Origin of the sequence: Photobacterium angustum (genome assembly GCF_002954615.1) — a bacterium.
Classification (GTDB): domain Bacteria; phylum Pseudomonadota; class Gammaproteobacteria; order Enterobacterales; family Vibrionaceae; genus Photobacterium; species Photobacterium angustum_A.
This window is the reverse complement of sequence record NZ_MSCJ01000001.1, coordinates 710,147-724,894: the sequence shown is the minus strand read 5'-3', so window position 1 is coordinate 724,894 and position 14,748 is coordinate 710,147. Positions and strand designations below refer to the sequence as shown.

Genomic DNA, 14,748 nt, shown 5'->3' with positions numbered 1-14,748 from the left:
GGCGATAAAATATGACATATAACAAAAAGGCAATCACTATGGATTGCCTCTTAAATATACAAATCATTGAAGACTAAAATTAACCTTCTTTATCATCTTCATTAATACGACTGGCTACGGCACCTTGCTGATATTTATATTTAGCGTCAACACGTTTGTTATACGGTTTTTCAGCTTCACCAGATAAGGTTTCAAAACTTAACGCACCAATTGGCATATGTGGACGTAATGCTAGTGGTAAACGACCTGAATTATAAAACTCAAGTACAATACGACCTGACCAACCTGGATCAATACGGTGTGCAGTAACGTGTACCATTAGACCTAAACGCGCTAATGATGAACGTCCATCCAACCAACCTACGATATTAGCAGGTAATGTCACTGATTCATGTGTCACTGCTAAAGCGAGTTGCCCTGGATGAAGGAAAAAAGCTTCTCCTTCCTCAACAACAATTTCATCACTCATTACTTTATCAAGCTGCGATGCTACATCTTCTTTCTTTCCAGAAAGGTCGATAAAGGGTGCGCCATGATCATTAAAAATACGGAAGTTATTACCAAGGGTCACATCAACAGTTAAACCACTAATACAGTCATCTGCTGGACGTGGCTCGATATTGATTTTTCCTTCATCAAGGTACGCCTTGATATCCTTGTCACAAAGTCTCATTTGAGCTTTCTCCTGAATAACAAAACACACGTATTATCAATAAAATAATACCTGTGTAGGCAAATCTTAACAGGGTTTCCCGAAAGATAAAAATAAGGCTGGCAAAGGCCAGCCTTATAAAAAGTTAAGAACGTAACAACTTCGCTATATGCGCTTTAAGTACGTCGATAGCAATTCGGTTTTTACCACCGCGCGGAACAATGATATCAGCATATTGTTTTGACGGTTCAATAAATTGCATGAACATAGGGCGCACCGTCTTTTGATACTGAACAAGCACAGATTCCATTGTACGACCACGCTCAGCAACATCACGTTGTAAACGACGAAGTAGACAGATATCAAGTGGCGTATCCATAAATACACTTGCATGCATTATATCGCGTAGACGAGGATCAGTAAGTAAAAGAATACCTTCTAAAATAATCACCTTTTTAGGTGTTAATAAAGTCGTCTCTTTCATGCGAGTATGTTCACTGTAACTGTACTGTGGAACTTCTACCGCTTCACCTTTGATTAACTGCTCTAGGTGATCACAAAGTAAATCATGATCAAGCGCATTCGGGTGATCATAGTTAGTTTTGACCCGCTCATCCATGGTCAGGTGACTTTGATCGTTATAGTAACAATCTTCCGTAATAACACCGATCTGATGATCGCCTACTTTTTCTTTTAGTTCTTTGTATACAGTACTGGCAATCAGACTTTTACCGGATGCAGAAGCACCTGCAATACCAATAATAACGCATTGGTGTGAATTTTCAGACATATCAGAAGGCACCTGTTAGACCACGTGGCGAGATAAATAATTAAACCGCCTGATTATAAGCAGTTGTTATGTCAGATGCCACTAAAAATGAGACATCTGACACGTTTGAGTATAAAACGGACAAAAGCCGTCTCATTTTTTTATTACATAGTACGAATTGTAATCTGCTCTACCGCCGTTTCGCCTTGCCAGTACAAACGACTCGCAACAGTCGCGGCTAATTCAATATAAGCCATCGCTTGCTCAGAGTTAGGAGATACTGCCACAGTTGGTTTACCGTTATCAATATCTTGACGCACCTTAATATCAAGTGGTAACTGCGCTAATAATGGCACTGAATATTCTTGTGCCATTTTTGCTGCGCCGCCAGTACCAAAAATATGCTCATGATGACCACAGTTACTACAAACGTGGTAACTCATATTCTCAACAATACCCAGAACTGGCACATCCACTTTATTGAACATACTAATACCCTTAATAGCATCAGCTAAGGCTAAATCTTGTGGTGTCGTCACAACTAGCGCTCCAGTTACAGGTATTTGTTGTGATAACGTCAGTTGAATATCACCTGTACCCGGTGGCATATCAATCACAAGGTAATCAAGATCAGGCCACCAGGTCTCATTAATAATTTGTGCTAACGCTTTTGACGCCATCGGACCACGCCAAATAGTTGCACTTTCCGCAGGTACAAGGTAACCCACTGAATTGGTATATAATCCGCAAGACTCAATTGGCAGCATCATTTTACCATCAGGAGATTGTGGCTTTTGATCCATGGTGCCTAACATCATAGGGACAGATGGGCCGTAAATATCTGCATCAAGTAATCCAACTTTAGCTCCTTGTTGCTGAAGACCTAAAGCTAAATTAACTGACGTTGTTGATTTACCCACACCACCTTTCGCCGAACTCACTACGATAATATTTTTCACACCACGTAATGGTTGTTTATTCTCAACAGCCAAGGTAGACACTTTTGCGCGTACATTAAAAGTCGCATTTGAAGGAATAACACCATTATGTTGCTCGCTGGCAATCCACTCTTCGAGCTCATTAACCAATTTAGCCGCTGCAAAGGGTATTGTGATGGTAATTAAACCATCTGCAGAAATAGAGACAACATTGGGCATATCCGCCCACTCTGAATTCAAAAGAGAATGCTCAAAGTGATTTAGCCATTGGCATATATCAGCAACATTCTGAAAACGATGAGTCACATCGTTAGTCATAAGTTAACGCTCCACATAATCTATTATCAAACGAGCAACAACTTAACCTTTAGTTAGTCATTTAAGAGCTTGTTGCTGCGCTAATTTTACTTGTTTTACTTAATGCTACCACCAAAGCATGAAAACTGCCCGATTTCACAAGCTTTTAAGCGGATAAAACCGTATCTGATGCTAGGAATAACGGCAGCCATCAGGTAGTATTTACAGCTACGTTTTTTACCCATCATGAGCGAAATAAGTAATTATGGCTGCCAATCCAAGAAAAATTCTGGTTACCTGTGCCCTACCGTATGCTAACGGTTCTATCCACTTAGGTCACATGCTTGAGCATGTGCAAGCGGATATTTGGGTTCGCTATCAGCGCCTACGCGGCAACGAAGTTCATTTCATTTGTGCCGACGATGCACACGGAACTCCAATCATGCTTAAGGCCCAGCAGATGGGTATGGAACCTGAGCAAATGATTGCCGAAGTGAGCAAAGAGCACCAAGCTGATTTTGCTGGCTTTGATATTGATTTTAGCAACTACCACAGCACACACTCACCAGAAAACCGTGAGTTAGCATCTTTTGTATACACTCAGTTAAAAGACAAGGGCTTTATCACTAGCCGTACTATTTCTCAGCTTTTTGATCCTGAGAAAGAAATGTTCCTACCTGATCGTTTCGTAAAAGGTACATGCCCTAAATGTAAAGCTGAAGACCAATACGGTGACAACTGTGATAACTGTGGTGAAACATACAGCCCAACAGATTTAATCAATCCAAAATCAGCCGTTTCTGGTGCTACACCAGTCATGAAAGATTCTGAGCACTTCTTCTTCGACCTGCCTCAATTTGAAAGCATGTTAAAAGAATGGACTAAATCTGGTGCTCTTCAAGAAGAAACATCGAACAAGATGCAAGAGTGGTTCGAGTCAGGCCTGCAACAGTGGGATATTTCTCGTGACGCTCCTTACTTCGGCTTTGAAATTCCAGGTGAGACCGGCAAATACTTCTATGTATGGCTAGATGCACCAATTGGCTACATGGGCTCATTCAAAAACCTATGTGACAAGCGCGACGATCTAAACTTCGATGAGTTCTGGAATAAAGATAGCTCAACAGAGCTATACCACTTCATCGGTAAAGACATTGTTTACTTCCACAGCCTATTCTGGCCTGCGATGCTAGATGGTGCGGGTTTCCGTAAACCAAACAATGTATTCGTACACGGCTACGTAACAGTAAACGGTGCGAAAATGTCTAAGTCTAAAGGCACGTTCATCAAAGCAGGAACTTACCTAAAACACCTAGATCCAGAATGTCTACGCTACTATTACGCTGCCAAGCTAAACAGCCGTATTGATGATCTAGATTTAAATCTAGAAGACTTCACACAGCGTGTTAACAGTGATGTAGTAAACAAGATTGTTAACCTTGCATCTCGTAATGCAGGCTTCATCGCTAAACGTTTTGATGGCAAGTTATCTGATAATTTCGTTGAGCCTGAGCTATATGCAGAATTCGTTGAAGCCGCGGATCGTATCGGTGAGTTATACGAAAGCCGTGAATACGGTCGTGCAATTCGTGAAATCACAGCACTAGCAGATAAAGCAAACCAATATGTTGATGAAAAAGCACCTTGGGTTGTTGCGAAGCAAGAAGGTAAAGACCAAGAGCTACAAGAAATTTGTACAGTGGGTATCAACCTATTCCGCGTGCTAATGGCTTATCTGAAGCCTGTCATGCCAAAACTGACTGAGCGAAGTGAAGCATTCCTAAACGAAACACTAACTTGGGAAACCATTGCCAAGCCGCTAACAACTCACGAAGTAACGAAGTTTAAAGCTCTATTTAATCGTATCGATCCTGCACACGTTGCAGCTATGGTTGAATCATCGAAAGAAGAAGCAGCAGCAGATAAAGCTGCTGCTGAAGCCGCTGCAAAGCCTGCAAGCCCTTTAGCTGATGAGCCAATTGAAGCTGAAATCGAATTTGACGATTTTGCTAAAGTTGATATGCGTATCGCTAAGATTGTGTCTTGTGAAGAAGTACCAAAGGCAAACAAACTGCTTAAATTCCAATTAGATATTGGCGGTGAAATGCGCCAAGTATTCTCTGGCATTAAGTCAGCTTACACACCAGAAGAGTTAGTAGGCAAAATGACAGTTATGGTTGCTAACCTGAAGCCTCGCAAAATGAAGTTCGGCATGTCTGAAGGCATGATCCTAGCAGCTGGCCCTGGTGGTAAAGATCTTTGGATCTTAGAGCCACATGAAGGTGCACAGCCAGGTATGCGTGTAATGTAATTTACACCTCACCTATATAGAAGGGCACTGTATGTGCCCTTTTTTATTGTTATTTTTTTACTTGTGATGAATTTAAATCCAAAACAACTGAATATACAACCAACTGTAAAGCAAAAAAATATTTTAATTTTATAAATTAATCATTATTAAAATAGCTAAATACTCTGCAATAGTACTATTTTCTTACAGAATGAGAGTTAACAACGTCTATTAGGTAGCGTTATATATAAGATAAAAGCGTGACCAATCCGAGATAAAAACCAGTCAAATGTTAATGGGTAGTTAATAATACTACTATTAAACTTTAGAAAAATATAAAAAACGTGACTTAAGCCATATAGTTAATATTTGATCGTATTTTTACTTTGGTTGAAACATTGAAGTCCTGATAGTCTCTTTGTTGCTCTGATATACAGATGGACAGAGTGAATAATTATAAGGAAAATTCAATGTCAACGACAAAGAAAAAAATGTCCCTCACCTCCCGAGTAATCCTCGGTATGGTACTGGGTATTCTAACAGGATTTTTAATTCGCACCTTTTTAGCTGATATCTCTTTTATCCACGAATACATCGTTAACGGTTTGTTTGATGTAGGTGGCAAAATTTTCATTGCCAGCTTAAAGATGCTTGTAGTACCTCTCGTCTTTGTATCACTGGTTTGTGGTACTAGCTCATTAAAAGATATTGCAACATTAGGCCGCCTTGGTGGTAAAACAGTCTTGTTCTATCTTGCAACGACTGCTATTGCTATTACCCTAGCGCTTTTCCTTGCTAATGTTTTCCAACCAGGCGCAGGTGCAGATTTAAGCGCAGCAACAACATTTGCCGCAAAAGAAGCACCAACGCTAGGTAGCGTTATTGTGGGTATGTTCCCAACTAACCCAATAAGCTCTATGGCAAATGGTAATACTCTGCAAATTATTGTCTTTGCCGTATTATTCGGTATCGCAATTAGCGCTGCGGGTAAACCTGGTGAACGTATTGCTGAAGTTTTCAAAGATCTTAATGAAGTGATCATGAAGCTTGTAGCGTTGCTAATGAACATTGCACCATTCGGTGTGTTCTTCCTAATGGCTAAGCTATTTACAGGATTAGGTCTAGATGCAATCTTTAACCTAATTAACTACTTCTTAGTACTTGTTGCAGCGCTACTTATCCACGGTTTAGTAACATACAGTGCAATGCTAAAGATCTTTACCGGTCTAAGCCCTATTACTTTCCTAAAGAAAATGGAAGATGCAGTGATGTTTGCTTTCTCAACGGCATCATCAAATGCAACAATTCCAGTTACCATGGAAACAGCAACCAAACGTCTTGGTGTCAATAACAAGATCGCTTCATTTACAGTACCGTTAGGTGCAACCATTAATATGGATGGCACGGCTATCATGCAAGGTGTCGCGACAGTATTTATTGCTCAAGCGTTCAACATTGACCTAAGCATGGGTGACTACATTGCCGTTATTGTAACTGCAACACTTGCCTCTATTGGTACTGCTGGTGTTCCTGGTGTCGGCTTAATCATGCTGGCGATGGTACTAAACCAAGTGGGTCTTCCGGTTGAAGGTATTGCAATCATCATGGGTGTTGACCGTCTGCTTGATATGATCCGTACCGCAGTTAACATTACTGGTGACTCTGTAGTGACATGTATTGTCGCTAAGAGTGAAAATGAACTTGATATTGAACGTTTCAATGATCCTGCTGCTGCAGTTAAAGATGAAGAAGTTAAATTTCATCCTCTAAAGCAAAACTCATAGTTCATCTATTCTTAGTGTATAAGGCGCCTTCATGGCGCCTTTTTTATTTCACTATTTTGGTGCAATTGAACCAAGGTAGCTCATAAAGCACAATCGCCCCCTATCTAACCGACTGTTTTAATTACTTAATATTAACGGCATAACGATTGCTTGCTCACTAAAAGAATAAAAGCAATTAAAGGGCTATTTATGTGGTTGATCATAGCTGCCGTTATTTCACTATTAACTATTGGATATATCACTTGGAAAACAAAGAAAAATAACACCCAATTACAACTACAGTTTGATCAAATAATACAGCTAAGGCAACTGATACAATTCATTCGCTATCACCGCCGCTATTGCCATCAAAAAATTGTAAGTAATAAAACAAACAATAAAATCAATGAATCTGTTAAGAATCAAAGGCATACCTTAAAACAAACACTCTCGATATTAATTCATCAAGCTGATACTAATCACAAGCCGATGTTTCGTATATTGAGACAAGAAATACAGCGTTTATTTACAGATTATCCTCATTACTCTTTACAGCGCAGCCAAGCCGTACATGGCAGAATTATTCGACACATTATGTATCTTATTGATGATGTCATTAGTTCTAGCTTGCTCACAGCAGAAAAAGACACCACTTTCGAACATTATCAAGCTGCTTGGCCTGTTACATTAAATGCGCTAGATAATTTAAATAGATTTCGCTGGACGATTGAACACTACCCTTCAGACAGTAAAAGCTATGCGCGAGAGTTGGAAATGCATGTGAAGATGATCCAACGAAGACTTGGACAGATATCGATGATAAGCCAACAGACACCACCTATTTGGCCTATTGAAAAGCTCCTGCAAAAATTTCAAGAAATACAATTTAATAACCAAGATGAAAAAAAACTAAAAGAGGAGCTTTATCTTTATTCTATTCAGATATCAGACACTATTTTCCAGTTCTTCGATCTTATTATCAATGATATTGCTGACGATCTTGCAATAACAGTCCCTAACATAACAACATGCGCTATTAATCTTGGTCACAACAAGCAGGCATAAAAAAACCCAGCACAATAGCTGGGTTTTCAAACAACAAATCAGTGATTAACCGATATGTGTCATACCGTTCATGTACTTACGTAGTACTTCAGGGATCTCGATACGACCGTCAGCCTGCTGATTATTTTCTAAAATAGCAACCATTGTACGACCAACCGCAAGACCAGAGCCGTTTAGTGTATGTAGCAGCTCAGGCTTCTTCTCACCTTTACGACGGAAACGAGCTTGCATACGACGAGCTTGGAAATCCCACATGTTTGAACAAGAAGAAATTTCACGGTACGTTTCTTGAGCAGGAACCCATACTTCAAGATCGTATGTTTTACATGAGCCAAAGCCCATATCGCCAGTACAAAGGATCACTTTACGGTATGGAAGCTCTAGAAGCTGTAGTACTTTCTCAGCGTGACCTGTTAGCTCTTCTAATGCAGCCATTGAATCTTCAGGTTTCGTAATTTGTACAAGCTCAACTTTATCGAACTGGTGCATACGAATAAGACCACGAGTATCACGACCGTAAGAGCCAGCTTCAGAACGGAAACACGGTGTATGTGCAGTCATCTTAACAGGAAGATCCGCTTCATCAGTGATGGTATCACGCATCATGTTTGTTACAGGCACTTCAGCTGTTGGGATCAATGATAGAACGCGTGGCTCTTCATCATTTACTTTTTCAGTCAAAGGCTGTGTATGGAACAAGTCTTCACCGAACTTCGGAAGCTGACCTGTGCCAAATAAGCTATCTGCATTTACTAGGTACGGTACATACATTTCTGTGTAGCCGTGCTCTTCGGTATGAAGATCAAGCATAAACTGTGCAATTGCACGGTGTAAACGCGCAAATTGACCTTTCATAACGATAAAGCGTGCACCGGTAATTTTTACAGCGCTCGCAAAATCAAGACCACCCGCCATTTCACCCAGATCTACGTGATCTTTCACATCGAAGTCGTAAGCTTTTGGCTCCCCCCAACGAGAAATTTCTACGTTCTCAGACTCGTCTTTACCAACAGGTACAGAATCATCTGGGATATTTGGTACAGATTGTGTAATAACATCAAGCTCTGCTTGTAACTCAGCTAACGCTTTTTTCGCGTCATCAAGCTCAGAACCTAGGTTACCCACTTCAGCCATAATACGCTCGGCTTCTTCGTGATCACCTTTCGCTTTTGCCTGACCAATCGACTTCGATCGCGAGTTACGTTGAGCTTGAAGCTCTTCTGTCTTCACTTGAAGGGATTTACGCTTCTCTTCAAGGTTACGTAAAGTTTCTACATCAAGGTTAAAACCACGACGCGCGAGTTTTTCAGCTGTTTCATCCAGCTCTGTTCGAAGTAATTTAGAATCTAGCATGCTAATCCTGTGCTCTTAATATTCTGAAATGCACGTTATTTAGACGATTTTTATCAAAATAGTCTGTAATTAGGAAGGCAGTTCTCACATGGAACTGCCAGTCGTTTAACGATACCCAAAAAGCCTTATTATTGGTAGCGCTTTAACGGGCTTTTTGCATCTAATGAAGCAAGATAATCCAACTTTTCGGATATTTTCATTTCTAAACCACGGTTTGATGGTTGGTAATAAACCCGATCACGGATTTCACGCGGTAAATACACTTCACCTGCCGCATAAGCCCCTACTTCATCATGGGCATAACGATACCCTTCGCCATAACCTAATTCTTTCATTAACTTGGTTGGCGCATTACGTAAGTGATGAGGAACTTCAAAATCAGGGAATTCGCGAGCATCAGCTTTGGCAAGATTAAACGCCACGTAAACCGCATTACTTTTCGCCGCACAAGCTAAGTACACAATCGCTTGTGCTATGGCTCGCTCGCCTTCATAGGCACCAACACGGGTATAACAATCCCACGCAGAAACCGCGACTTGCATCGCGCGAGGATCTGCATTGCCAATATCTTCTGAAGCAATAGCCAGTAGACGACGAGCCACATATAGCGGGTCACAGCCAGCTTGGAGCATACGTGCAAACCAATACAAAGCACCATCAGGATTAGAACCTCGAATTGATTTATGCACAGCTGAGATCATGTCGTACCAAAGATCACCTTTGTTATCAAAGCGCGCAACCTTTTCACCTGTGACTTCCGCCAATAATTCAACCGTTATTTGCTTAATGCCTTTCTCATCTTCTTCAGCCATATCAATAAGCTGCTCAAGATAGTTTAAAGACATACGAGCGTCACCACGGACAAACTCAGCTAATTTTTCTTTAATATCATCCGCAAAGTGTAAATTCGTTTCGTTTACACCTCGCTTTTTATCCGTTAATGCTTGTTCAATCACTTGTAAGATCTCATCATCCTCAAGTGACTTTAACTTATACACTCGAGCTCGAGAGAGTAATGCATTATTAAGCTCAAACGATGGGTTTTCCGTCGTTGCGCCAATAAACGTTACAGTGCCATCTTCAATATGTGGTAAAAACGCATCTTGCTGACTTTTATTGAAACGATGCACCTCATCAACAAATAAAATAGTACGACGTCCTGCCATTTTATTGTCACGAGCCTTATCAATTGCAGCTCGAATATCTTTAATACCTGATGTTACAGCAGACACACGCTCTACTTCAGCGTTGGCATAATGTGCAGCGACTTCTGCTAATGTCGTTTTTCCTGTACCCGGTGGCCCCCACAAAATCATTGAATGTAGTTGCCCGCCTTCTAAGGCTCGACGTAAGGGTTTTCCTTGTCCCAAAATATGTTGCTGACCGATATATTCTTCTACTGTTCGAGGTCGCATTCTTGCGGCTAGCGGTCTGAAGTCAGAAGAAAAATCAAGGCTGAAGTTATTCAAAATAACCACTCCCATAAACAGAAAAAGGTGGCTAACAGCCACCTATAGAATTTAGATTAACAATACATACACGCTAACTCATAGCATCATATCTATTGTTTTATTCATTGACGTTGATCGTCCAGTTCTACCCCTTTCGGTGGCGTAAACTTAAATAAGTCTGCCGCAGGCGTAGTACGTGTAAATTTAGATAATGTGTAGTTACTGCGTTGCCCGTCACTCTCTACCACAGAGAAGTTACGTACTTGGCCATCTTTAGATACTGTCACGATAAACTCATCCATCGAAGATGTTTTATCTTTCGGCGTTAAGGTAAAAGTATCTGCTAGTTGCTTAACATTATAACGCGACCAGTCTTTCTCATTATTACGTGTTAACAAAACAAACGGTGTTTGTTCTGTTGCATCTTTTAGCCACATTGCCGTGACCTGTTCAACGAATGGGCTGTAATACCATACTGTTTTGCCATCTGAGACTAGCAAGCTTGCATCCGGTGTTTTAGTATCCCAACGGAATAAATTAGGACGTTTAATGGATAAATCGCCAGTCCCATCAACCAGTATTTCACCGTCAGGACTAATCACTTTCTGAGTAAAGTTAGCACTAAATGCATTCACTTTATCAAGTCGGCTACTTAATGTTTGTTGTGGTGTAGCCCAAGCACTTGTTGTTGCAAGCATTGGTACGGCAACTAACATACTTAGCCATAACTTTTTCATCATATTCGCTAACCTCTGTTAAAGTAAACCGCCGAACATACTATGCGCAGCGGTTTAAATTACGCTATAAATTTACTGACAGCAAGGTGTCGGTTTACTCATTAATCGTGGATCTGTACTGGCGCAGGTGCTAGTACTTCTCGGTTTGAATTGTGCCCCGGCGGGCTAACAATGCCATGCGCTTCTAGTTGCTCAACAATTCGTGCTGCACGGTTATATCCAATTTTAAAGCGGCGCTGAACGCCCGATACTGATGCACGACGCGTTTCAGTTACAAATGCAGCCACTTCATCAAACAGTTGATCGATATCATCATCACCACCGGTGGATGTTTCACCCGGTAATAGACTTTCTGAACCTTGATCTGAACTTAGGATACTATCTATATATTGTGGTTTACCGCGTGCTTTCCAATCATTTACTACGTTATGAACATCATCATCCGATGCAAATGCACCGTGAACACGTGTTGTATGGCTTTGACCTGGAGGCAAGTACAGCATATCACCCATACCAAGCAAGGATTCGGCACCACCTTGATCAAGAATAGTACGTGAGTCTGTCTTGGTAGATACAGTAAATGCCATACGCGTTGGAATATTTGCTTTAATTAAGCCGGTAATAACATCCACAGATGGACGCTGAGTAGCAAGTACTAAGTGGATACCTGCCGCACGTGCTTTTTGAGCAAGACGCGCGATAAGTTCTTCAACTTTCTTACCAACAACCATCATCAAGTCAGCAAATTCATCGATGATCACTACAATACTTGGCATTTTTTCAAGTAATGGTGGGTATTCATCCATAGTATCGCCTGGTTGCCATAATGGATCATGAATAGGGTAACCCGCCGCCGCCGCTTCTTCTAACTTAGCATTAAAGCCCGCTACGTTACGTACTCCACATTTCGCCATTAGCTTATAACGACGTTCCATTTCCCCGACACACCAACGCAGGGCATTACCTGCATCTTTCATGTCAGTCACAACTTCCGTTAATAGATGCGGTATACCTTCATAAATAGATAACTCCAACATCTTTGGATCGATCATAATAAAGCGACAGTCTTCAGGCTTACACTTATATAGTAAGCTCAAGATCATTACGTTTACACCAACAGATTTACCCGATCCTGTTGTACCCGCAACCAGTAAGTGAGGCATTTTACTTAGATCTGCCACAACAGCTTCACCAGCAATATCGCTACCTAAAACAATCGGTAATGGACCATCCATATTCTGAAAACGCTCACTGGCGACCACTTCAGACATGTATACCGTTTCTCGACCTTTATTCGGCAATTCTAAACCAATATATGGTTTACCCGGAATAGCCTCAACGACACGTACAGCCATTACAGACAACGCGCGAGCTAAGTCTTTTGCTAAACCAGAGATACGACTAACTTTCACTCCTGGCGCTAAATCTAATTCAAAGCGAGTAATAACAGGCCCAGGATAAATTCCTTTCACCTGCGCTTTAATTTTGTAATCAACTAACTTAGATTCAATTAACGCTGCCGTCGCTTGCAACTCTTCTTCAGAAGCTGGCTCAACAGTTCGACGAGCGGGTTGCAATAAATCTAATGTTGGCATTGGTGACGTTGGAGCAGGAAGATCAACTTCTGTTTGCATTAAAAACGGATTATCTAATCCAGCCAAATGCGCTTGTTCTTTCTGTAAATCACGAATGTTTTGCAAAAACGCTTCCTGATCAGCTTTTTCTTTTTGCTCAGGCGTCAACTCAACAGCTTCACCACGCTCTAGTTCAGACATACCATCTTGCACGCCAATTTCAATATCACTTCCCGGAACAGGCTGTGATGTTGTTGATTGTGGAGTGACAGATTGCGACGCTACAGGTGTTGTCTGTTGAACAGCCATAGATTCTACGGGTTGACTTGGTTCAACAACATTCTGCGCTGAGGAATGATAAGCAGGAGCTGCAGTTACTGCTGATTCAGCAGCTTCAATTGCACTTTGCGTATACTCATCCACTGGAACAGTAAAATCTTCATTTTTATCTAGTTCGCGTTCTAAATCTTCAATCGAAAGACCACGAGGCTGAGTAGCAGGCTGCTGAACTGTCTCTTGTGGTTGTTGAACAGCTGCTTGCGGTTGTGCCACTGGCTGGCTTACCACAGGTTGTTGAACAGCTGGTTGCGGTTGTGCCGCAGGCTGACTTACCACTGGTTGTTGAACAGCTGCTTGCGGTTGTGCCGCAGGCTGACTTACCACTGGTTGTTGAACAGCTGCTTGCGGTTGTGCCGCAGTCTGACTTACCACTGGTTGTTGAACAGCTGCTTGCGGTTGTGCCGCAGGCTGACTTACTACTGGTTGTTGAACAGCTGGTTGCGGTTGTGCCGCGGGCTGACTTACCACTGGTTGTTGAACAGCAGCTTGCGATTGTGCCGCGGGGTGACTTACCACTGGTTGACTCGTTTCTAACAATGGATCTCGTGCCATATCAGAATTCGGTCGAACAATCTTATAAGGCGAAGATTCGACTTCTTTTGCATTATTATCTAATGATTCGTTATTAACATAAGATGATAATAACGGGTCGTCTTCATCATCAACGTCATCTAAGTGTGCCATGTAAGGCATTTCTGATTCATCAGGAATTTCGGTTGCAAAAGGTCGCATAACCTCATGTTTATCTGAACGAAATTTATTTAGAAACCAAGTTAACGAAGAAAGTGTCTTTTCACCTAATGTATCAACAATTGATGTCCATGAAATACCCGAAAACAAGGTAAAACCAATAGCCCAAATAAACATCAGTACTAATGTTGTACCAAGCACATTAAGCAATGGCATTGAAATGTTTGAAACAACATCCCCGACGACTCCACCCGATGAAAAGTACCAAATATCATCAAAGTTTAAATCAGCAAGACCACAGCTAGTTAATAGCAATAAAATGAAGCCTAAAAGACGAGTGCCGTAAACCATATAATCGTGAGATAAACTTTTTGAACGGCGACGAAATAGATAATAGCCAAGTAAGACTATTAAGGCTGGAAAAACATAGGCTAATGAGCCAAAACTGAAGAAGAAGGTATCAGCCACTAAAGCGCCAAACGCGCCAGCTTTATTCTGAACAACCCCTTCCCAAGCAGTTTGTGACCATGATGGATCTGCAGGGTTAAATGTTACCAATGCCACCATAATATAAATAGCAGCTAAAATACTGATGATTAAAAAACCTTCAATAATGCGTTGTGTACCTGACAAACGCATCTGGGACAGTTTTTTACCTTTAATCTTCCTCAAGGATAACTCCGATGTCTCTATAAAACTCAAAAATTTGCCAGAAATCTAAGACATTCATCGAATAATACTAATCTCTACAGTCAAATACGCTATAAAGCTTAGCCAAATATAAGAAATACAATGTCATTTTCTCAATGCCACTATTCTATACTAAATGC

Annotated in this window: 10 protein-coding genes; 3 read left to right on the top strand and 7 right to left on the bottom strand. The window is 41.1% G+C overall.

Features of this window, described 5'->3' with window-relative positions:
• Positions 1–79: 79 nt before the first annotated feature.
• The 3 genes from dcd to apbC all read right to left on the bottom strand — a co-directional run bounded on the left by dcd (position 80) and on the right by apbC (position 2,677).
• Entirely contained in the window at positions 80–673 is a 594-nt protein-coding gene (gene dcd / locus BTO08_RS03065; RefSeq protein ID WP_005368745.1) for a dCTP deaminase, read from the bottom strand.
• Between the two features lie 124 nt (positions 674–797).
• Positions 798–1,442: a uridine kinase gene (gene udk / locus BTO08_RS03060; RefSeq protein WP_005368747.1), complete on the bottom strand. Its 645-nt coding sequence runs from the start codon at positions 1,440–1,442 to the stop codon at positions 798–800.
• 143 nt (positions 1,443–1,585) lie between these two features.
• A complete protein-coding gene (gene apbC / locus BTO08_RS03055) occupies positions 1,586–2,677 on the bottom strand; it encodes an iron-sulfur cluster carrier protein ApbC (RefSeq protein ID WP_105059843.1) in 1,092 nt (363 codons plus the stop codon).
• A gap of 244 nt (positions 2,678–2,921) precedes the next feature.
• On the opposite strand from apbC, the gene metG reads away from it, so the two are divergent.
• From metG to BTO08_RS03040, 3 genes are all read left to right on the top strand, one after another.
• The gene (gene metG, locus BTO08_RS03050; protein WP_105059842.1) at positions 2,922–4,967 is read left to right on the top strand and encodes a methionine--tRNA ligase; all 2,046 of its coding nucleotides are present in this window, start codon (positions 2,922–2,924) and stop codon (positions 4,965–4,967) included.
• Positions 4,968–5,416: 449 nt separating this feature from the next.
• Positions 5,417–6,730 carry a dicarboxylate/amino acid:cation symporter gene (locus BTO08_RS03045; RefSeq protein WP_105059841.1) on the top strand — a complete coding sequence of 438 codons (1,314 nt, stop codon included), beginning with the start codon at positions 5,417–5,419 and terminating at the stop codon, positions 6,728–6,730.
• Positions 6,731–6,919: 189 nt separating this feature from the next.
• Positions 6,920–7,774 (top strand): hypothetical protein, encoded by an 855-nt coding sequence (locus BTO08_RS03040; protein WP_105059840.1) that lies wholly within the window; start codon positions 6,920–6,922, stop codon positions 7,772–7,774.
• 45 nt (positions 7,775–7,819) lie between these two features.
• Here BTO08_RS03040 and serS read toward each other — a convergent pair whose 3' ends face one another.
• From serS to BTO08_RS03020, 4 genes are all read right to left on the bottom strand, one after another.
• The gene (serS, locus tag BTO08_RS03035; RefSeq protein WP_105059839.1) at positions 7,820–9,127 is read right to left on the bottom strand and encodes a serine--tRNA ligase; all 1,308 of its coding nucleotides are present in this window, start codon (positions 9,125–9,127) and stop codon (positions 7,820–7,822) included.
• A gap of 128 nt (positions 9,128–9,255) precedes the next feature.
• Positions 9,256–10,611, bottom strand: coding sequence for a replication-associated recombination protein A (locus tag BTO08_RS03030; protein WP_277949265.1), 1,356 nt, complete (start codon positions 10,609–10,611; stop codon positions 9,256–9,258).
• Between the two features lie 89 nt (positions 10,612–10,700).
• Positions 10,701–11,318, bottom strand: a complete 618-nt coding sequence (lolA, locus tag BTO08_RS03025) for an outer membrane lipoprotein chaperone LolA (RefSeq protein ID WP_005368760.1) — start codon at positions 11,316–11,318, stop codon at positions 10,701–10,703.
• 98 nt (positions 11,319–11,416) lie between these two features.
• Positions 11,417–14,557: a DNA translocase FtsK 4TM domain-containing protein gene (locus BTO08_RS03020; protein WP_105059838.1), complete on the bottom strand. Its 3,141-nt coding sequence runs from the start codon at positions 14,555–14,557 to the stop codon at positions 11,417–11,419.
• Positions 14,558–14,748: the final 191 nt, after the last annotated feature.

Coding starts and splice junctions, on each gene's coding strand:
- dcd (WP_005368745.1), bottom strand. CDS start 673: ATGAGACTTTGTGACAAGGATATCAAGGCGTACCTTGATGAAGGAAAA.
- udk (WP_005368747.1), bottom strand. CDS start 1,442: ATGTCTGAAAATTCACACCAATGCGTTATTATTGGTATTGCAGGTGCT.
- apbC (WP_105059843.1), bottom strand. CDS start 2,677: ATGACTAACGATGTGACTCATCGTTTTCAGAATGTTGCTGATATATGC.
- metG (WP_105059842.1), top strand. CDS start 2,922: ATGGCTGCCAATCCAAGAAAAATTCTGGTTACCTGTGCCCTACCGTAT.
- BTO08_RS03045 (WP_105059841.1), top strand. CDS start 5,417: ATGTCAACGACAAAGAAAAAAATGTCCCTCACCTCCCGAGTAATCCTC.
- BTO08_RS03040 (WP_105059840.1), top strand. CDS start 6,920: ATGTGGTTGATCATAGCTGCCGTTATTTCACTATTAACTATTGGATAT.
- serS (WP_105059839.1), bottom strand. CDS start 9,127: ATGCTAGATTCTAAATTACTTCGAACAGAGCTGGATGAAACAGCTGAA.
- BTO08_RS03030 (WP_277949265.1), bottom strand. CDS start 10,611: ATGGGAGTGGTTATTTTGAATAACTTCAGCCTTGATTTTTCTTCTGAC.
- lolA (WP_005368760.1), bottom strand. CDS start 11,318: ATGATGAAAAAGTTATGGCTAAGTATGTTAGTTGCCGTACCAATGCTT.
- BTO08_RS03020 (WP_105059838.1), bottom strand. CDS start 14,557: ATGCGTTTGTCAGGTACACAACGCATTATTGAAGGTTTTTTAATCATC.